Below are 20,214 nucleotides of genomic sequence, written 5' to 3' on the forward strand. Positions count from 1 at the left end.
CAAGGGCGGCGGCTTCAAGCCGCCGTCTTCTTGCGCCGGCAAAGCTGATGCCGATTTCAGCTTGCATCGACTGAAACGCGATGTGAACATGGCCTGAGAGGGCTGTTACATCCCAGTCAAACAAGAGCGTTAACGCCACTGGTCAAGTCACCCGGGAGACGAGAATGAAGAAGATTGCTGCCATCGCCGCGCTGTCGGCATCGGCGCTTGGCCTGTCGGCTGGGGTATCCTTTGCCGACTACACGCTCAACATCCTGCACATCAACGACTGGCACAGCCGCATCGAGAGCAACAACAAGTACGAATCGACCTGCTCGGCCGAGGAGGAGACCAAGGGCGAATGCGTCGGCGGTGCCGCCCGCCTGGTCACCGCGATTGCGCAGGAGCGCAAGAAGCTGGAGGGCCAGAACGTGCTGCTGCTCAGCGCCGGCGACAATTTCCAGGGCTCGCTCTTCTACACGACCTACAAGGGCAAGACCGAGGGCGAATTCCTCAACCAGATGAAATTCGACGCCGAGGCGCTTGGCAACCATGAGTTCGACGATGGCGAGTCGGCGCTGGTGCCGTTCCTCGACATGATCAAGTTTCCGGTGCTCGGCGCCAATGTGAAGGCCAATGCGCAATCCAAGCTCGGCGACCGCGTCAAGCCGTCGATCGTGGTCGAGGTCGGCGGCCAGAAGATCGGCATTGTCGGCGCGGTCACCAACGACACGCCGGAGCTTGCCTCGCCTGGCCCGAACATCGCCATTGAAGATGACGTCAAGTCGATCACCGCCGAGGTCGAGAAACTGAAGCGAGAGGGCGTCAACAAGATCATCGCGGTCACCCATATCGGCTACAAGCGCGAGCGCGACGTGATCGCCAATATCCCGGGCATCGACGTGGTGGTCGGCGGCCACAGCCATTCGCTGCTGTCCAACACCGACCCCAAGGCGGAAGGCCCATATCCGACGATGGTCGACAATCCGGACGGTTACAAAGTGCCTGTCGTGCAGGCGGCGTCCTATTCGAAATATCTCGGCGAGTTCAAGGTCGTGTTCGACGACAACGGCGTCGTCAAGGAGGCAAGCGGCGATCCCATCCATCTCGACAAATCGATCACGCCCGACCCCGCCGTGCTTGCTCGCATCAAGGAACTCGGCGCGCCGATCGAGGCCTTGAAGAACAAGGAAGTCGCCGAGACCACCAAGGCGATCGACGGCAGTCGCGAAAACTGCCGCGCCCGCGAATGCGAGATGGGCAATCTGGTCTCCGACGCCGTCCTCGACCGGGTCAAGGGCCAAGGTGTCGAGATCGTCATCTCGAATGGCGGCGGCTTGCGCGCCTCCATCGACCAGGGCACCGTCACCATGGGCGAGGTTCTCACCGTCCTGCCGTTTCAGAACACGCTGGCGACCTTCCAGATCTCCGGCAAGGATTTGGTTGCCGGCCTCGAAAGCGGCCTCAGCCAGGTCGAGGACGGCGCCGGGCGCTTCCCGCAGGTTGCCGGCCTGAAATATGCGTTCGACAAATCGGCGCCGCCTAACGGACGCGTCAAATCGGTCGAGGTCATGGAAGGCGGCGCCTGGACGCCGATTAAGCCGGACAAGGATTACCTGGTCGCCACCAACAACTATGTCCGCCAGGGCGGCGACGGCTACAAGGTGTTCGCCGAGAAGGCCAAGAACGCTTATGATTACGGCCCGGGGCTGGAACAGGTCGTCGCCGACTACCTAGGCGCGCACCGGCCCTATACGCCGAAGCTCGACGGCCGCATCACCGAGATCGCCGCGACCGTGGCCCCGGCCGCAGAACCTGCCAACCCTGCCGAACCGCCAAAGCCTGCTGAGGCTGCGCCGGCAAAGCCTGCTGAGCCGGCAATGCCCGAAATGCCGGCCGGCTCTGGCGACATTTCCAAAACACCACCGGCCGTCCCGGCTGAAACAGCGCCGGCACCCGCACCCGCCGAGCCGGCCCAGCCGGCGGCACCTGCGGCTCCGGCCACACCGGCTCCGGCGACCCCTGCTCCGGCTGAGCCGGCACCGGCCGAAAGCAGCCATGTAATCGTCGCCGGCGATACCTATTGGGATCTCGCGGTGAAGGCTTATGGCGACGGCACCAAATGGAAAATAATCTCCGATGCCAACAAAGCCTACGAGCCACGCCGCCTTCCGGTCGGCGCAACCTTGACGATCCCGGCGGCCTCGAAGTAATCCAGCCGCAGGAACGCAATGCACCCGCCCGGCAGACCGGGCGGGTGTTGCATTTCTGGGATAAGGTGCGGCCAGACGCAGCATTTGAAAACCGGCGCGGCATCGCTACTTTCGCCGCGGCACCGTTGGTTCGCGGTGTTGGAGAACCTCATGACGCTTGCCAACCCTGCTGAAATCAAAGCCGAGAAGACTGCCGCCTCGCCGTCGGCAGGGCGCCCTCTGGTCAGGACCGGCAAGGTCGGCGTCATGCTGATCAATCTCGGCACCCCGGACGGCACCGGCTTCAAGCCGATGTGGCGCTACCTCCGGGAGTTCCTGTCCGATCCGCGCGTCATCGAGCTCAACAAGGCGATCTGGTATCCGATCCTCTACGGCGTGGTCCTCACCACCCGGCCGAAGAAATCAGGGGCCAACTATGCCAGGATATGGAACCGGGAGCGCAACGAGTCGCCGCTGCGAACCTACACCCGCGCCCAGGCCGAGAAGCTCGGGCTCGCGCTCGGCGAGCTACCCAATGTCGTCGTCGACTGGGCGATGCGCTACGGCAACCCTTCGACCGAGAGCGTGGCCGAGAGACTGGTCGAGCAAGGCTGCGACCGCATCCTGTCTTTCCCGCTCTATCCGCAATATTCGGCGACGACGACTGCGACTGCCAACGACCAGCTGTTTCGCGCGCTGATGAAGATGCGCCGCGCCCCGGCCATTCGCAGCGTGCCACCCTATTACAACGAGCCGGCCTATATCGAGGCGCTCGCCCGTTCGATCGAAAAGCATCTGGCGAGCCTCGGATTCGAACCGGAAATTGTCATCGCTTCCTATCACGGCATTCCGAAACCCTATTCCGATAAGGGCGACCCCTACCAGGCCCATTGCCTCGAGACGACCCGACTGCTGCGCGAAAAGCTCGGCTGGGATGAAAACAAGCTGATTACCACCTTCCAGTCGCGCTTCGGCGCGCAGGAGTGGCTGCAGCCCTACACCGACAAGACGGTCGAAAGACTAGGGCGCGAAGGCGTGAAATCGGTCGCCATCGTCAATCCAGGATTTTCCGTCGACTGCATCGAGACGCTGGACGAGATCGGCAGGGAAGCGTCCGAGACCTTCCATCATGCCGGCGGCGAAAAGTTCGCACACATCCCTTGCCTCAACGACAGTGCCGAGGGCATGGCGGTGATCGAGGCGATGGTGCGGCGCGAGCTGTCCGGCTGGGCCTGAACAGATCACCCGTCTATGCACCCGCAATCCGTGATCACCTGATTGTAACATTGCTGAAACACACTTAAGTGTTTGATGGGAATCGGTCGCGTGGAATATCCAACATGGCCGGCCTTTGAGGGGAGAGCCAAATGGGTTTCAGTGGTTTTGATATCGCGCTTCTTGTTCTTGTCGCCCTTGTCGTGCTGGTGCTTATCAAGGGCATTCGAACAATTCCGCAAGGCTATAATTATACCGTCGAACGTTTTGGCCGTTACACCAAGACATTGAACCCAGGCCTCAACCTGATCGTGCCTTTCGTCGACCGTGTCGGCGCCAAGATGAACATGATGGAGCAGGTGCTCGACGTTCCGACGCAGGAGATCATCACCCGCGACAATGCCACCGTTGCCGTCGATGGCATCGCCTTCTATCAGGTGCTCAACGCGGCGCAGGCCGCCTACCAGGTCTCCGGCCTGCAGAATGCGATTCTCAATCTCACGATGACCAACATCCGCACCGTGATGGGCTCGATGGACCTCGACGAACTTTTGTCGAACCGCGACGCCATCAACGAGCGCCTGCTGCGCGTCGTTGACGAGGCGGCGCATCCCTGGGGCATCAAGATCACTCGTGTCGAGATCAAGGACATCAACCCGCCGGCCAATCTCGTCGAATCGATGGGCCGACAGATGATGGCCGAGCGCAATAAGCGCGCGCAGATCCTCGCCGCCGAAGGCCTCAAGCAATCGCAGATCCTGGAGGCCGAAGGCCGCAAGGAAGCCGCCTTCCGCGATGCCGAGGCGCGCGAGCGCTCGGCCGAGGCTGAAGCACGCGCCACGCAGGTGGTGTCGGAGGCGATTTCCAAAGGCGACGTGCAGGCGCTCAACTACTTCGTCGCGCTGAAATACACCGAAGCGCTGACCAGGATCGGCTCAGCGACAAATAGCAAGCTCGTGCTGATGCCGATGGAGGCCTCATCGCTGATCGGCACGCTCGGCGGTATTGGCGAAATCGCCAAGGAAGTTTTCCGAAGCGAAGGCACCGCCGGTGCCGCACGACAGGCCGCCCGCCCGCCGGTCGTTCGTCCGAGCGAAACCTGAGGCCACAGCCATGCTCGACCGCATTGTTTCCGAACTCGGCCCGTGGAGCTGGATGGTCCTCGGCTTCGTCCTGCTGGTAATGGAGGTCATCGCGCCGGGCATTTTCATGCTGTGGATCGGCATTGCCGCGCTGTTGATCGGCGTCGTCTCACTGCTCATCTGGGATGCCGGTTTCTGGACCTGGCAAGTCCAGGTCCTCGCCTTCCTCGCGCTGTCGCTGGTCTCGGCCTATGTCGGCAAGCGGCTGGTGGGCGGGCGCCATGATGAAACCGACCAGCCCCTGCTCAACCGTCGCGGCGCACAGATGGTCGGCCGGACGGCGACCCTTGCCGAGCCGATCAAGGACGGGCGCGGCCGCGTAAAGCTGGGCGACACGTTGTGGCGCGTCTCCGGTCCTGACCTGCCGGCCGGCACGCAAGTGCGCGTGACGGGCGCCGCTGATACCGACCTGGAACTGACGGTCGAGGCGGTCTAGAAGCCCGCTAGGCAGCACCGATGCGCAGCAGGTCGTGCAGATGGACGAGCCCGATCGGCCGCCTGCCTTCGACCACCATCAGGCTGGTGATAGCCGAGTCGTTGATCGTCTGCAGCGCCGTCGCAACAAGCGTGTCGGGCGCGGCCATTTTCGGCTCTCTGGTCATCACCTGATCGACGCTCATTGCCAGGAGATCGCTGCCGATATGGCGCCTGATGTCGCCATCGGTGATGATGCCGATCAGCTTGCCGTCCGCGGCAGTCACGGCCACGCAGCCAAACCCCTTGCGCGACAATTCGAGGATTGCCTCGCGCATGCCGGTACCTGACGACACCAGCGGCAGCCTGTCGCCGACATGCATGATCTCGCGGATCTGCGTCAGGTTGGCTCCGAGCTGGCCGCCGGGATGGAACGTGCGGAAATGGTCCGGGGTGAAGCCGCGTGCCTCGAGCAGCGCTATGGCCAGCGCATCGCCCATCACCATTTGCAATAGTGTCGAGGTCGTCGGCGCAAGCCCGTGCGGGCAGGCTTCCGGTGCTCGCGGCAGCAGAAGCACAACGTCGGCCGCGCGCGCCAGAGCCGATTTTTCACCCGCGGTGACCGCGACCAGCGGGATCGAGAAGCGCCTCGAATAGGCGATGATGCCCTTGAGCTCAAGGCTTTCGCCCGACCACGAAAGCGCGATTATGGCGTCGTTTCTGGCGATCATGCCAAGGTCGCCGTGATTGGCTTCGGCAGGGTGGACGAAAAAGGCGGGCGTGCCGGTCGAGGCTAGCGTTGCGGCGATCTTCGAGCCGATATGGCCGCTTTTGCCGACCCCGGTGACGATGACGCGGCCATCGATCTGCGACACCATGCCGACGGCTCGTGCGAACGGCTCGGCCAGCCCGTTTTCGAGAGCGTCTGCCAGTGCCGCGACGCCGGCCTGCTCCGTCGCCACGGTTCTCAGCGCCGAGGCAATCGCGGCCTGCCCGTCATGCCGCTTCCTGTCTGGGGATTTCACGTCCATGGACGATGCGATTAGCGCTTCGGCGCGCGCCTGTCCAACGGAATTGCCGTCCCGAACCTCCTGACGGGCTATGCCTCAACGCTCCGTTAACCATCCCCATTTACGGTTTCGTAAGTATGGCGCGCGTGCGCCGCGCAAGCAGTGGTGCCGATGTCCGGGTTTCAGCCTCAAAACAAAATGGGACGAAAGGGCAAGGCGGTCTGCGCTTTGCTGCTGGCAACCAGTGTCTTTGCGTTGTCGCGGCCGGCACTGCTTTGCGCCCAGGAAACCGAGCTGCGCGGCGAGGTTTCGGAATCGACAATCCTGGACGACCAGCAGTACAAGATCAGGCAATCGAGCATAGCCGGAACCCAAGCCGCGCAGGCTGCTGCAACCGCCAACGACAATACGCCGCTGCCTACCTATCGCCCGGCCAGCCAAGGGGCGTTGCCTGACGACGGCACGGGCGAGGCGGCCAAAACCGGCGGCACTTTCGATCAACCAGCGGCCATCGGCGATCCATTTCCCGACAACCCTGCTCCGCCCCCCCGACGGCGGCCAAGCGCGACGCAACGCGCCGCCAATGCGGCCAACGCCGAAGACGAGACCGCTGACAGCCAGAAGCGCAAGAGAACCGCGACTGCAGCCGCGGCGGCGACCGACGACACCGATACCGCCGCCATAGACGAGCAGGATACGGTCAACCGCCGTGCCGTCACCATCGATTCCGCCGAGAGGCTCAAGCTCGACCCCGGCGCCGAGCGCACCGAAGCCATCGAAGGCCAGGACAACAAGAACGAGGACGACCCGTTCGCCGCCACCGGCATCAAGCTCGGCTCCTTCGTGATCCGGCCGACGCTCGAGCAAGGCCTGACGTCTTCGACAAACGCCGATTCGAGCAGCCTCGGCAAGCCGGCCTTGCTGTCGGAAACGACGCTGCGCTTCAACGCCGTCTCCGACTGGCGGGAGAATTCGGCGACGGTTGAGGGCTATGGCATCTTCCGCGAAACCTTGTCCGGCTATGACATTCACGAGGCGCAAGGCCGCGTCGACGGCACACTCAACATCGATCTCGACAATGATCTGCGCGCCATCGCCAAGCTGGGCTATGAGGCCTTGCCCGAATCGGCCTCGGCGCCGGACGCGGTCGTCGGCGCCGTTGGCCAGCCGGTGCGCCAGACCGTGAACGGCAGTCTCGCCGTCGAGAAGGATGCCGGCAAAATGCGCTTCGCGCTGACTGGCGCGGTCGAGCACGACATCTTTGGCGACGCCAAGCTTTCGTCGGGCGGATCGCTGTCGCAGAAGGGCCGCGACTCGACGCTCTACACGGCCATTTTGCGTACCGGTTACGAGATCTCGCCTGCCATCACCCCGTTCACCGAAATCGAGATCGGCCGGCGCGCTTATGATTTGCGCGTCGATCCAAACGGCTTCCAGCGCTCCTCGACCAGGCTTGGCGCACGGGCCGGCGTCGAGCTCGATCTCCGCGAGAAGCTTAGCGGCGAGTTCTCGGTCGGCTGGCTGCGCGAAGCTATCGACGACGATGCCCTGCCGGCTATTTCGGGCGCGACGGTCAATGCCGATCTCAAATGGTCGCCGGAACGCGGCACCACGATCGGGCTCACCGCACAGACGACCGCCGAGAACACGACGAATGCGGGCGAAAGCGGCGACATGCTCTATTCCGGCAGCCTCACCGGCGAGCGGCAGATCCGCGCCAACCTGACCGGAAATGCCGCTCTCGGCCTTGAATGGCGCGACTATACCGGCTCCGACGATCATGATTTGACGCTGAGCGCCGAGGCTGGGCTGACGTGGTGGCTGAACCGCTACACCGGGCTCACCACCCGCGCCAGGACTGAAAAACTGACCAGCAACCTGGTTGGGCGCGACTACACGGCCAACAGTATCTTCGTCGGCTTGAAGTTGCAGCGCTAAATGCATGTCGCGCAAAAGTGTGCAGCGGTTTTGCGATAACGACTTGCGTAAAACAAGAACCTAAAGCGCGTCGCATGAGGCCGGTCGAACGCGGCGCGCTTTAGCCGATCAGCGCGGCAACCGGTGTTGAAACTACAAGGCTACGCCGCGGCGTTCTGACGGCGCGAGTTCGTCGAGAAGCGTGCGAATGACACCGGCCATGCTGGCATTCATGTCTCTGCGCCACAGTGCGAAGGCAACGTTGGCCTCAACGAAGCCTTCGGGCGAGCCGCAGTCGAACGTCCGCCCGCGGTAGTGGTAGCCGTAGAAGGACTGTTGCTTCTGCAGCTTCAGCATTGCATCGGTGAGCTGGATCTCGTTGCCGGCGCCTTTTTCCTGACCTTCGAGTATCTTGAATATCTCCGGCTGCAGGATATAGCGCCCGTTGATGTAGAGGTTCGACGGCGCCGTGCCGGTCTTCGGCTTTTCCACCATGCCGGTGATGCGGAAACCGTGATGCGCGTCCTCGCCGCGGCCGACAATGCCGTATTTGTGCGCCTCGGCCGGATCGCATTCCTGCACGGCGACGATGTTGTTGCCGGTCTCGGCGTAAAGCTCGACCATGTCCTTCATGCAGCTTTTTTCCGACTGCATGATCATGTCGGGCAACAGCAGCGCAAAGGGCTCGTCGCCGACGAGCTCGCGCGCGCACCAGACGGCGTGACCAAGGCCGAGCGGTACCTGCTGGCGGGTGAAGCTGGTCTGCCCCGGCGCCGGCTGCAGCCGCTGCAGGCGGGCGAGCTGGTCGTCCTTGCCGCGCTGCGCAAGCGTGTCGTAGAGCTCGAACTGGACATCGAAGTGATCCTCGATGACCGCCTTGTTGCGGCCGGTCACAAAGATGAAATGCTCGATCCCGGCTTCGCGCGCCTCATCGACCACATACTGGATGACCGGCCTGTCGACGACCGTCAGCATTTCCTTGGGAATGGCCTTGGTGGCGGGGAGAAAGCGCGTGCCGAGACCGGCAACCGGGAACACTGCCTTGCGAACTCTCTTCATGTGCCAATTATCCATTTGCATGACTGTTCGGCAATCCCGATTCGAGACATTTTCATGCCGAAATCGAGGATTACTGAACGGCGGGTCAGAAATCTCAGCTGGTAAAGCATTGACGCATCTTTTCACCCCGGACGACACCTATGGTAAACCAAATGCTAACCGGGTTCGGCGATGAATAGTCTTCCTGAGATGAAGAAGGAGGAAAAGATGTCCGTTCGCAACGCCGCAAGGCGCTTCACCAGCGTCCTGACGGCCGCCAGCCTCTCGCTTGCCTTGCTCATGCCCAGCGGGTCGGCTTTTGCCGATGCCGGCTTCCGCCAATGGGTCGCCAGCTTCCGTGCTACCGCCGTGGCGAGCGGCGTTTCCGGCTCCGTCTACGACCAGGCATTCAAGGGCATCAACGATGCTGACCCGGTGGTGCTGGAAAAGGCCCGTACTCAACCCGAATTCACCGCACCCGCTTGGGATTATTTCGACAACCGCGTCCATGACCAGTCGGTCGCCGTCGGCCAGCAGATGGCAAGGAAATGGAAGCCTTGGCTGGACAGGATCGAGGCAAGATACGGCGTCGACCGCTACATCCTGCTGGCCATCTGGTCTATGGAATCGAACTACGGCGAAACCCTCAAGCGCGATGATATCATGCGCAATGTGGTGCGCTCGCTGGCGACGCTTGGTTATGCCGACCCGAAGCGAGCGAAATTTGCCCGCACCCAGCTGATCGCGGCGCTGAAGATCCTGCAGACCGGCGACATCGACGAAAGCCATCTCAGCGGCTCATGGGCCGGCGCGATGGGCCATACCCAGTTCATCCCCACCAGCTACCAGTCCTATGCGGTCGATATGGACGGCAACGGCAAGCGCGACATCTGGAATTCGATTCCCGACGCACTGGCGACAGCCGCCAATTTGCTGAGGAAGAACGGCTGGCAAGCAGGCAAGACCTGGGGTTATGAGGTCAGCCTTCCGGACGGCAAGAAGCTGCCCGGAGGCTCGAAGTCGCTGTCGCAATGGCAGGCGCTGGGGGTCAGCCGTGCCAACGGCAAGCCGTTCAAGAACGGTGCGGACAAGGCGACGTTGAAGCTGCCCGGCGGCCGCGGCGGGCCGGCTTTCCTGATGATCAAGAATTTCTCGGTCATCAAGCGTTACAACAATGCCGACAAATATGCGCTCGCCGTGGGCCTTCTTGCCGACGAAATTGCCGGCTATGGCGGGCTTGTGCAGGACTGGAAGCGACCGTTTACCAAGCTCTCCTTCGAGGAAAGGCAGGAGCTTCAGAAGCGACTTTCCGAGCACGGCTATTACGACGGCAAGTTCGACGGCAAGATCGGTGACGGATCGAAAACCGCCATCATGGCCTTCCAGGCAAAGGCCGGCTTGACCCAGGACGGGTATCCGAGCAAGGAAGTGCTCAAATGGCTCAGGCAGAACTAGAGCCGGTTGCGGGATGGAGAGGGTGATTGGTTTCGGCTGCGCGCATCCGGTTAATCGTTCGTCGCGTGCCGATCCTGGTTCTGGCGATCGCCGTTCTGGCAGTCGGCGCCGCCAGTGCCTTTCATACCTCGGCCATGGCGCAGGAGCCGGAAAGTCGTGGCTGGTCGCTGCGCGACCTGTTGTTTCCGCGCAGAAGCGAGCGGTTTGAGCAGCCGCCGCCCGAATTCCAGAGAGAATTCCAGAGAACAAAGCCCAGGCCCAAGCTGAGAAAGCCCCGGTCAGTTCGCCGGCCGCCGCCGGCCGAGCCGACAACCCCGGTGGCCGAGAAGGCGCCGGATGCACGCGTCGTTCTGGTGGTCGGCGATTTCATGGCGTCTGGGCTGGCTGAGGGGCTCGACGCCGCCTTTGCCGAGAACACCGGCGTCAGGATCGTCGTCCGTGCCAACGGATCGTCCGGCTTCGTGCGTGACGATGTCTACAACTGGCCAGACCAGGTCAAGTCGCTGATCGCTGCCGAAAAACCGGCAGCCGTCGTCGTCATGCTCGGATCCAACGACCGGCAGCAGATGCGCGTCGGCGATGTGCGCGAGCAGCCGCGATCCGAAAACTGGACCAAGGAATACGAGCGCCGGACCGAAGCGTTCGGCAAGGCCATCGCAGCAACCAAGGTGCCGTATCTGTGGGTTGGCATGCCGGCCTTCCGGGTCTCGAAAATGACCTCCGACATGCTGGCCTTCAACGACATCTTCCGCTCGTCCGCCGAAAGCCACGGCGGCGAATTCGTCGACGTCTGGGACGGGTTCGTCGACGAGAACGGCGCCTTCATCACCAGCGGACCGGACATCAACGGCCAATCGGTGCGCCTGCGCTCCGACGACGGCATCAACATGTCGAAGGCCGGCAAGCGCAAGCTCGCCTTCTATACCGAAAAGCCGCTGATGAAGATCCTTGGGCTGGCCGCGCCGGGAAGCGTGGTGACAGCGTCTGCCCCGGCCGGCGCTCCCGTCGAGGCGCCGTCACCTGCTGCCGCACCGATAGCTGTCGATCGCACCGTGCCGATGCTGCTCAGCGATCCGGCGCTGGACGGCGGCTCGGAACTTCTCGGCGCCGCCCCGCCGGCAAAAGCGGACAAGCATTTGCCGGGCGAAAGGCTTGTCATCGAGGGCAAGGCGCCCGACGCCTCACCGGGCCGTGCCGACGATTTCTCGTGGCCACCCAAGACACAGCCTGCGACGGCGGCCGCATCCGATACGACGACGGCGATCCGCCAGTAAACAGAACCTCTTCGGAACGGGCTCAGCGCGGCAGCACGCTCGATCCCATCAGCGCCTCGTCGATGGCGCGCGCCGCCTGGCGGCCCTCGCGGATCGCCCAGACGACCAGCGACTGGCCGCGCCGCACGTCGCCCGCCGTATAGAGCCTTTCGACGCTGGTCCTGTAGTCCCGGTCATTGGCCTCGACATTCTTCGAACGGCGGCTGTCGGTGACGATCTTCATCTGCCCGTCGAGTTCCGAGACCGGCCCGCGAGCGGCTGGCCCGGCAAAGCCGATGGCGATGAACGCGAGATCGGCGCGGATGACGAATTCGGTGCCGGCGATTGGCTTGCGCTTTTCGTCGACCTCGCAGCATTTGACCCCGGTCAGCTGGCCGTCCTCGCCGATGAATTCAAGCGTCGCCACCTGGAATTCGCGCTCGGCGCCTTCGGCCTGCGACGATGACGTGCGCATCTTGGTCGCCCAGTAGGGCCAGACCGACAGCTTGTCTTCCTTTTCCGGCGGCTGCGGCCGGATGTCGAGCTGGGTGACGCGCACCGCGCCCTGGCGGAAGGCGGTGCCGACGCAGTCTGAGGCAGTGTCGCCGCCGCCGACGACGACGACATGCTGGCCGCCGGCGACGATCGGGCGCGACGGCCATGCGACCGACTGGATCGGCTCGCCGCCGATACGCTTGTTCTGCTGCACCAGATAGGGCATGGCGTCGTGCACGCCGTCGAGATCGTCGCCCGGGATGTTGGCCGGGCGCGGCGTTTCGGAACCGCCGCAATAGAGCACGGCATCATATTCGGCGAGCAGTTCGGCGACCGGCTTGTCGACGCCGACATTGACGCCGCAATGGAAGCTGACACCTTCGCCCTGCATCTGCTCGATGCGCCGGTCGATATAATGCTTCTCGATCTTGAAATCGGGGATGCCGTAGCGCATCAGCCCGCCCGGCCGGCTCTCGCGCTCATAGACGTGAACGTCATGGCCTGCGCGGCCGAGTTGCTGGGCAGCCGCCATGCCTGCCGGCCCCGAGCCGATGATCGCGACGCGCTTGCCGGTCTTCCGTTCCGGCGGATAGGGCCGGATATGGCCGGTTTCATAGGCTTTGTCGGCAATCGCCTGCTCGATCGTCTTGATGGCGACCGGAATATCCTCGAGGTTCAGCGTGCAGGCTTCCTCGCAAGGTGCGGGGCAGATGCGGCCGGTAAATTCCGGAAAATTGTTGGTCGAATGCAGGTTGCGGATCGCGTTTTCCCAGTCGCCATTGTAGACGAGGTCGTTCCAGTCCGGGATCTGGTTGTGGATCGGGCAGCCGGTCGGTCCATGGCAATACGGAATGCCGCAATCCATGCACCGCGCGGCCTGTTTCTCGACCTCCTTGTCCGACATCGGCAGCGTGAACTCGCGGAAATGCCGGATGCGGTCGGAAGCCGGCTGGTACTTGTGCACCTGCCGGTCGATCTCGAGAAACCCTGTTACCTTGCCCATAGTCCAGTCCCTACTGTCCGGAAGGCACGCCTGGCGACGCACCCGTTAACCTCATAAGGCAGCTGTGGCAACCTTCAGTCCGAGGTCAGGATTGTTGATGAAGAGGGTTGCCGGGACGCACGGCCTCCCGGCAATTTCCAAATCTATTCCGCCGCCACGTTCATGCGCATCCGCTCCATCTCGATCAGCGCGCGGCGGTATTCGACCGGCATGATCTTCCGGAATTTCGGCCGGAAAGTCGCCCAGTCGTCGAGGATTTCGCGACCTCGTACCGAGCCGGTGTAGTGGACGTGGTTGGAGATCAGCTGGTAGAGCCGCTCCTCGTCATGGCTGGTCATATCGCCGGATACGTCGACACGGCCCTTATGGTCGAGATCGCCGCCATGGTGGAGCAGCTTTTCCATCAGGTCGTCCTCTTCCGGAACCGGCTCCAGCTCGACCATCGCCATGTTGCAGCGTTCGGCGAAATCACCCGCCTCGTCGAGCACATAGGCGACGCCCCCCGACATGCCGGCGGCGAAGTTGCGGCCGGTCTGGCCGATGACGACGACGATACCGCCGGTCATGTATTCGCAACCATGGTCGCCGACGCCTTCAACGACGGCGGCGACACCCGAATTGCGCACGGCAAAACGCTCGCCGGCAACGCCGCAGAAATAGGCCTCGCCCTCGGTTGCGCCGTAGAGCACGGTATTGCCGACAATAATGGACTCGGCAGCAACGATTTTCGTGTTCTCCGGCGGGCGGATGACAATGCGGCCACCCGACAGGCCCTTGCCGACATAGTCGTTGGCAGCGCCCACCAGTTCGAACGAGACACCGCGCGCCAGGAAGGCGCCAAAGGACTGGCCGGCCGTGCCGGTGAGCTTGACCGAGATCGTGTCCTCGCGCAGGCCCTTGTGCTTGAAGCGCTTTGCCACCTCGCCCGACAGCATGGCGCCGGTCGAACGGTCGACGTTGCGAATCGGCAGTTCGATACTGACCGGCTGCCTGGCTTCGAGCGCCGGCTTTGCGAGTTCGATCAGCTTGCGGTCGAGCACGTCGTCGATCGGATGCTTCTGCCGCTCGGTCCAGTGCACCGCCTCGTGCGGCGCATCGGGCTTGTAGAACATCTTGCTGAAGTCGAGCCCGCGTGCCTTCCAGTGCTGGATCAGCTCGCGCTTTTCCAGAAGGTCGGTGTCGCCAATGATCTGGTCGAGATGGGTGTAGCCCATCTCGGCAAGCAGCGCCCGCACCTCTTCCGCCACATAGAAGAAGAAGTTGATGACGTGCTCGGGCGTGCCCTTGAAGCGCTTGCGCAGCACCGGGTCCTGTGTCGCGACGCCGACGGGGCAGGTGTTGAGATGGCACTTGCGCATCATGATGCAGCCGGCCGCGATCAACGGCGCGGTCGAAAAGCCGAACTCGTCGGCGCCGAGCAGTGCGCCGATAATGACGTCACGCCCGGTGCGCAGGCCGCCATCGACCTGCAGCGCGACGCGCGACCTGAGGCCGTTGAGCACCAGCGTCTGGTGCGTCTCGGCAAGGCCCATCTCCCACGGGCTGCCGGCATGCTTGAGCGAGGTCAGCGGCGAAGCGCCGGTGCCGCCGTCATAGCCTGATATGGTGATGTGGTCGGCACGCGCCTTGGCGACGCCGGCCGCAACCGTGCCGACGCCGACTTCCGAGACCAGCTTGACCGATACGTCGGCCGCCGGATTGACGTTCTTCAGGTCGTAGATGAGCTGCGCCAGATCCTCGATCGAATAGATGTCGTGATGCGGCGGCGGCGAGATCAGGCCGACGCCCGGCGTCGAGTGCCTGACCTTTGCTATGGTCGCATCGACCTTGTGGCCCGGCAGCTGGCCGCCCTCGCCGGGCTTCGCCCCTTGCGCGACCTTGATCTGCATCATGTCGGAATTGACCAGATATTCCGCCGTGACGCCAAAGCGTCCCGAAGCGACCTGCTTGATTGCCGAGCGTTCGGGGTTCTTGCCGCCGCCCGGCAGTGGCAGATAGCGGTCGGCCTCTTCGCCGCCCTCGCCGGTGTTCGACTTGCCGCCGATGGCGTTCATGGCGCGCGCCAGTGTCGTGTGCGCTTCCCTTGAGATCGAGCCGAAGGACATCGCCCCGGTCGAGAAGCGCTTGACGATATCGGCCGCCGGCATCACCTCGTCGAGCTTGACCTTCTTACGCCCGGTCTCTTGCGCAAGCTTGATCTTGAACAGGCCGCGAATGGTCTGCGCCTGCGCCGTCTCGCTGTCGATCTGGGCGGAATAGTCCTTGAACGTCTCCCACGAGCCTTGGCGCACGGCGTGCTGCAAGGTCGCCACTGCGTCGGGCGACCAGATATGGGCCTCGCCGCGCATGCGGAACATGTATTCGCCGCCGACCTCGAGGCTGTTGCGCAGCACCGGGTCGTTGCCGAAGCCGTCGGTGTGGCGGCTGACCGTTTCGGCGGCGATCTCGTCCAGCCCGACGCCTTCGATCAGCGTCGCCGTGCCGGTGAAGTACTTCTGCACGAAGTCCGACTTGAGCCCGATGGCGTCGAATATCTGCGCGCCGCAATAGGACTGGTAGGTCGAGATGCCCATCTTGGACATGACCTTCAGGATGCCCTTGCCGATCGACTTGATGTAGCGGGAGACGACTTCGTAGGCATCGACCTCCGCCGGCAATTCGCCACGCTTGTGCATGTCGAGCAGCGTGTCGAAAGCGAGATAGGGATTGATCGCCTCGGCGCCGTAGCCGGCGAGACAGCAGAAATGATGCACCTCGCGCGGCTCGCCGGATTCCACGACGAGCCCAACCGACGTGCGCAATCCCTTGCGGATCAAATGATGGTGCACGGCCGCAGTCGCCAGCAGTGCCGGAATGGCGATGCGGTCCGGGCCGAGCTGACGGTCCGACAGGATGATGATGTTGTAGCCGCCGGCGACCGCCGCCTCGGCGCGCTCGCATAGCCGGTCGATGGCGCCCTGCATGCCGGCCGCGCCTTCATTCGAACCGTAAGTGATGTCGATCGTCTTGGTGTCGAAACGGTCTTCGGTGTGGCCGACGGAGCGCAGCTTCTCCAGATCGCCATTGGTCAGGATCGGTTGGCGCACTTCGAGCCGCTTGCGGCGCGAATTGCCGACAAGATCGAAGATGTTGGGCCGCGGCCCGATGAAGGACACCAGGCTCATCACCAGCTCCTCGCGGATCGGGTCGATCGGCGGATTGGTGACCTGTGCGAAATTCTGCTTGAAATAGGTGTAGAGCAGCTTCGATCTGTCCGACATTGCCGAAATCGGCGTGTCGGTACCCATCGAGCCGACCGCTTCCTGGCCGGTGGTCGCCATCGGCGACATCAACAGCTTGGTGTCCTCCTGGGTGTAGCCAAACGCCTGCTGGCGGTCGAGCAGTGAGACATCCCTGCGCAGGGCGCGCGGCTCGACCGGGTTCAGATCCTCGAGGATGAGCTGTGTGTTGGCGAGCCAGCTCTTGTAGGGGTGCCTGGTCGCGATCTCCGACTTGATCTCCTCGTCGGAAACGATGCGGCCCTTGTCCAGGTCGATCAGCAGCATGCGGCCGGGCTGCAGCCGCCACTTCTTGACGATCCTTTCCTCCGGCACCGGCAGCACGCCGGCTTCCGAGGCCATGATGACGCGGTCGTCATCGGTGACGATGTAGCGCGCCGGCCGCAGCCCGTTGCGGTCGAGCGTGGCACCGATCTGGCGGCCGTCGGTGAAGGCAACCGCCGCTGGCCCGTCCCACGGCTCCATCAGGGCTGCGTGATACTCGTAGAAGGCCTTGCGGTCCTGACCCATCAGCTTGTTGCCGGCCCAGGCTTCCGGGATCAGCATCATCATGGCGTGGGCGAGCGAATAGCCGCCCTGCGTCAGGAATTCGAGTGCATTGTCGAAGCAGGCGGTGTCGGACTGCCCTTCATAGGAGATCGGCCACAGCTTCGAGATGTCGTTGCCGAACAGTTCGGAATCGACCGAGGCCTGCCGCGCCGCCATCCAGTTGACGTTGCCGCGCAGCGTATTGATCTCGCCATTGTGGGCGACCATGCGGTAGGGATGCGCCAGCTTCCACGACGGGAACGTGTTGGTCGAGAAGCGCTGGTGGACCAGGATCAGCGCCGTCTCGAAACGCGGGTCGGTGAGGTCCTTGTAGTAGGCGCCGACCTGATAGGCCAGGAACATGCCCTTGTAGACGATGGTCCGCGACGACATCGAGACGACATAGAAGCCGTTGTCGACGCCTTTGGTCTCCTCGTGGATACGGCCGGAAATGACCTTGCGCAGGATGTAGAGCCGCCGCTCGTAATCGTCGTCGTTCTCGATCTCGGCGCCGCGGCCCAGGAATACCTGCCGGTGCACCGGCTCGGAAGCGGCGATGTCGGGCGCCTTGGACAGCGACGAATTATCGACCGGCACGTCGCGAAAGCCGAGCAGCGGCTGGCCCTCGAGTTGCGCCACCTCGGCGATGATGCCTTCGATATGCGCCTGCAGCTCCGGGTCGCGCGGCATGAACACATGGCCGACGGCATAGTGGCCGGGCTTCGGCAGTTCGACCCCTTGCTTGGCCATCTCCTCGCGGAAGAAGCGGTCCGGCAGCTGCACCAGCACGCCGGCGCCGTCGCCCATCAGCGGATCGGCGCCGACGGCGCCGCGATGCGTCAGGTTTTCGAGCACGGCAAGGCCGTCCTCGACGATCTGGTGCGACTTCACGCCCTTCATGTTGACGATGAAGCCGACGCCGCAGGCATCATGCTCGTTGCGCGGATCATAGAGGCCGTGCGCGGCATAGCCGGTGCTGGTTCGCCCAATATTGGTCAGGGACGGATTTTTGACGGCTGCCGCTTTCGTCTGCGCGGCCTTCGTCGCAGATGGCGTCATGTCCGTCATCGTCCTGTCCTCCGTTCCGTCCCCTTCGGGCGCTGGTTTCCGTCGGGAAGCGCGTGGCTCCCCTTTCAATCTTGCGGCACGTCTTGCGAAATTCTTGCCGACCGTGCGGCTTTCCGCATCGTTCGCATATGGTATTCGTACAGGCCGGAGCCAGGCTGTCTAGCTGTCGCTCGCGGCAATGCCGCAGAGGCGCAATCATATGCCAATGCGGCCAGTTTTGTGCGACAAAATAAGACAGCACTACTGTCCTAAATTTTTATGACAGAAATTTTGGATGCACACAAGACCGATTCACAAAATTCTTGAGGCTTTCGCGACAGAAAATTGCGCGGAACGCCGTGTCAGCGTAGCCTTCAGTCGCTGCATCTACGCTCATGCGTTTCGCTGGCTTTAGCGGATTTTCGGCATCTGCCACTTGCGGCCGGCATGCGAAAGCGGCCAAGCTCGCATCGATTTCCCCAGCATAGGCAGACGCATGATTTTCGCTTCCGACAATTGGGCAGGCGCCCATCCCCGTATCGCTGCCGGCCTGTCGGGCCATGCCGACGGCTTCTCCACCGCCTATGGCGACGGTGCCCTCGACAAGGCCGTTTACCAGCGCTTCAATGAAATCTTCGAATGCGAGGTCGCGGTGTTTTTCGTCGCCACCGGCACCGCTGCCAATTCGCTGTCGCTGACTACCTATAACAAGCCAGGCGGCATTTCCTTCTGCCATCGCGAATCGCACGTCATCGAGGACGAATGCGGTGCACCGGAATATTTCACCGGCGGTTCGCGGCTTTATACAGTCGAAGGCGCACTCGGCAGGATCGATGCCGGCAATCTGGAACGGGCGGTGGACCGTTTCGCACCCGAAAACGTCCATTCCGGGCGGCCGGTTGCCGTTTCGATCACCCAGTCGACCGAAGTCGGCACCGTCTACACGCTGAACGAAATCGCCAGGATTTCGGCGATCGCAAAGCAGCACGGATTGCCGCTGCACATGGATGGGGCCCGCTTTGCCAATGCGCTCGTCGCGCTGGAAACGACGCCGGCCGAAATGACCTGGAAGCACGGTGTCGACATCCTCTCCTTTGGCGGCACCAAGAATGGCTGTTGGTGCGCCGAGGCGATCGTGCTGTTCGACCTCGAGCGAGCCAAGGAATTGGCCTTTTTGCGCAAGCGCGCGGCCCAGCTGTTCTCGAAATCGCGCTTCATCGCCGCGCAATTCGATGCTTATTTCAGGGGTGGGCTATGGCTCGACACAGCACGGCACGCCAATGCGATGGCGGCACGGCTTGCCGCGGCGATAGAAGATTCCCCTTCGGCCCGGCTGGCCTGGCTGCCGCAGGCGAACGAGGTCTTCGCAGTCATGAAAAAGGCCGAGGCCGAAAGAATGCAAGCGGCAGGGGCGGCCTTCCACGACTGGCACAGGCCGCTCGGCTACGACGGCTACATTGGCGAAGACGAAGCGCTCTATCGCTTTGTCACCAGCTTCGCGACCACGCCCGACGAGGTCGACCGTTTCGGCTACCTGCTCGCCGGATAGCAAGCCTTGCCCACCAGCAAAAGAGCGGCGCATTGCTGCACCGCCCTTTCTTCCCGGGGAGTTGGCGTCCCGGAGTTTAGCTGCCTGGCTTAGGCGGCAGTCTTGGCCTCGATCTGCTTGGCCTTGGCCGGAGCCGAGGTGATCGCGATCTTGCGCGGCTTCAGCTCTTCGGGGATGTTGCGCTTGAGGTCGACGAAGAGCAGGCCGTTCTTCAGCGCGGCGCCGACAACCTCGACGTGATCGGCAAGCTGGAAGCGGCGCTCGAAGGCTCGACTGGCGATACCGCGATAGAGCAGTTCGGAGCCTTCGCCATTGCCTTCCTCCTTGCGCTCACCCTTGACGGTCAGCACATTGCGGTGAGCTTCGATCGAAATCTCATCTTCCGAGAAGCCGGCCACAGCCATCGAGATGCGATAGGCATCCTCGCCCGTGCGCTCGATGTTGTAAGGCGGATACGTCTGGCCTTCCGGCTGCGCAAGCGAATCGAGCATGGTGAACAACCGGTCAAAACCGACGGTCGAACGGTAGAGCGGGGAAAAATCAACGTGACGCATGGTGTGTTCTCCTGTTGAGCAACAAGGTTGCGTATGGCCGGTGCGAAACCCGTGACGGCGTTCCGGATTGGCCAGCGGCCCCGACATTGGCGACCGCATGACAAATTTGGGAAGCCGGCGACGGCATTTCAAGATTTTCCCGCGT

General features: G+C 63.0%; 13 protein-coding genes. 8 read left to right on the forward strand and 5 right to left on the reverse strand.

Features of this window, described 5'->3' with window-relative positions; genetic code table 11:
- The first annotated feature begins 164 nt into the window (after nucleotides 1-164).
- The 4 genes from NKI25_RS07580 to NKI25_RS07595 all read left to right on the forward strand — a co-directional run bounded on the left by NKI25_RS07580 (nucleotide 165) and on the right by NKI25_RS07595 (nucleotide 4,964).
- Nucleotides 165-2,192: a 5'-nucleotidase C-terminal domain-containing protein gene (locus tag NKI25_RS07580; protein ID WP_352568137.1), complete on the forward strand. Its 2,028-nt coding sequence runs from the start codon at nucleotides 165-167 to the stop codon at nucleotides 2,190-2,192.
- 150 nt (nucleotides 2,193-2,342) lie between these two features.
- Nucleotides 2,343-3,407, forward strand: coding sequence for a ferrochelatase (gene hemH / locus NKI25_RS07585; RefSeq protein WP_023675392.1), 1,065 nt, complete (start codon nucleotides 2,343-2,345; stop codon nucleotides 3,405-3,407).
- A 131-nt stretch (nucleotides 3,408-3,538) separates the two neighbouring features.
- Nucleotides 3,539-4,489 carry an SPFH domain-containing protein gene (locus tag NKI25_RS07590; protein WP_352539357.1) on the forward strand — a complete coding sequence of 317 codons (951 nt, stop codon included), beginning with the start codon at nucleotides 3,539-3,541 and terminating at the stop codon, nucleotides 4,487-4,489.
- 10 nt (nucleotides 4,490-4,499) lie between these two features.
- Nucleotides 4,500-4,964: an NfeD family protein gene (locus tag NKI25_RS07595; RefSeq protein ID WP_023675390.1), complete on the forward strand. Its 465-nt coding sequence runs from the start codon at nucleotides 4,500-4,502 to the stop codon at nucleotides 4,962-4,964.
- A 7-nt stretch (nucleotides 4,965-4,971) separates the two neighbouring features.
- Here the strand turns inward: NKI25_RS07595 and NKI25_RS07600 are convergent, their stop codons facing one another.
- Nucleotides 4,972-5,973 carry a KpsF/GutQ family sugar-phosphate isomerase gene (locus NKI25_RS07600; RefSeq protein ID WP_023675389.1) on the reverse strand — a complete coding sequence of 334 codons (1,002 nt, stop codon included), beginning with the start codon at nucleotides 5,971-5,973 and terminating at the stop codon, nucleotides 4,972-4,974.
- A 177-nt stretch (nucleotides 5,974-6,150) separates the two neighbouring features.
- Between NKI25_RS07600 and NKI25_RS07605 the strand changes: the two genes are divergently transcribed.
- Nucleotides 6,151-7,890, forward strand: coding sequence for an outer membrane beta-barrel protein (locus NKI25_RS07605; RefSeq protein WP_502896702.1), 1,740 nt, complete (start codon nucleotides 6,151-6,153; stop codon nucleotides 7,888-7,890).
- A 132-nt stretch (nucleotides 7,891-8,022) separates the two neighbouring features.
- Here the strand turns inward: NKI25_RS07605 and galU are convergent, their stop codons facing one another.
- Nucleotides 8,023-8,928 carry a UTP--glucose-1-phosphate uridylyltransferase GalU gene (galU, locus tag NKI25_RS07610; protein WP_023675387.1) on the reverse strand — a complete coding sequence of 302 codons (906 nt, stop codon included), beginning with the start codon at nucleotides 8,926-8,928 and terminating at the stop codon, nucleotides 8,023-8,025.
- 207 nt (nucleotides 8,929-9,135) lie between these two features.
- On the opposite strand from galU, the gene NKI25_RS07615 reads away from it, so the two are divergent.
- Both NKI25_RS07615 and NKI25_RS07620 read left to right on the forward strand, forming a co-directional pair.
- The gene (locus tag NKI25_RS07615; RefSeq protein ID WP_023675386.1) at nucleotides 9,136-10,362 is read left to right on the forward strand and encodes a lytic murein transglycosylase; all 1,227 of its coding nucleotides are present in this window, start codon (nucleotides 9,136-9,138) and stop codon (nucleotides 10,360-10,362) included.
- 26 nt (nucleotides 10,363-10,388) lie between these two features.
- Entirely contained in the window at nucleotides 10,389-11,636 is a 1,248-nt protein-coding gene (locus NKI25_RS07620) for an SGNH/GDSL hydrolase family protein (RefSeq protein ID WP_352633669.1), read from the forward strand.
- A gap of 22 nt (nucleotides 11,637-11,658) precedes the next feature.
- Here NKI25_RS07620 and NKI25_RS07625 read toward each other — a convergent pair whose 3' ends face one another.
- Nucleotides 11,659-13,113: a glutamate synthase subunit beta gene (locus NKI25_RS07625; RefSeq protein WP_023675384.1), complete on the reverse strand. Its 1,455-nt coding sequence runs from the start codon at nucleotides 13,111-13,113 to the stop codon at nucleotides 11,659-11,661.
- A gap of 143 nt (nucleotides 13,114-13,256) precedes the next feature.
- On the reverse strand, nucleotides 13,257-17,987 hold the full coding sequence (gene gltB, locus NKI25_RS07630; RefSeq protein WP_352998303.1) for a glutamate synthase large subunit: 4,731 nt from the start codon (nucleotides 17,985-17,987) through the stop codon (nucleotides 13,257-13,259).
- A gap of 475 nt (nucleotides 17,988-18,462) precedes the next feature.
- Between gltB and NKI25_RS07635 the strand changes: the two genes are divergently transcribed.
- Nucleotides 18,463-19,515 (forward strand): threonine aldolase family protein, encoded by a 1,053-nt coding sequence (locus NKI25_RS07635; RefSeq protein ID WP_352682485.1) that lies wholly within the window; start codon nucleotides 18,463-18,465, stop codon nucleotides 19,513-19,515.
- Nucleotides 19,516-19,604: 89 nt separating this feature from the next.
- Here NKI25_RS07635 and NKI25_RS07640 read toward each other — a convergent pair whose 3' ends face one another.
- Nucleotides 19,605-20,069, reverse strand: a complete 465-nt coding sequence (locus tag NKI25_RS07640; protein WP_023675381.1) for an Hsp20 family protein — start codon at nucleotides 20,067-20,069, stop codon at nucleotides 19,605-19,607.
- Nucleotides 20,070-20,214 lie beyond the last annotated feature (145 nt).

The organism is Mesorhizobium sp. M0808 (genome assembly GCF_040320025.1).
GTDB lineage: Bacteria > Pseudomonadota > Alphaproteobacteria > Rhizobiales > Rhizobiaceae > Mesorhizobium.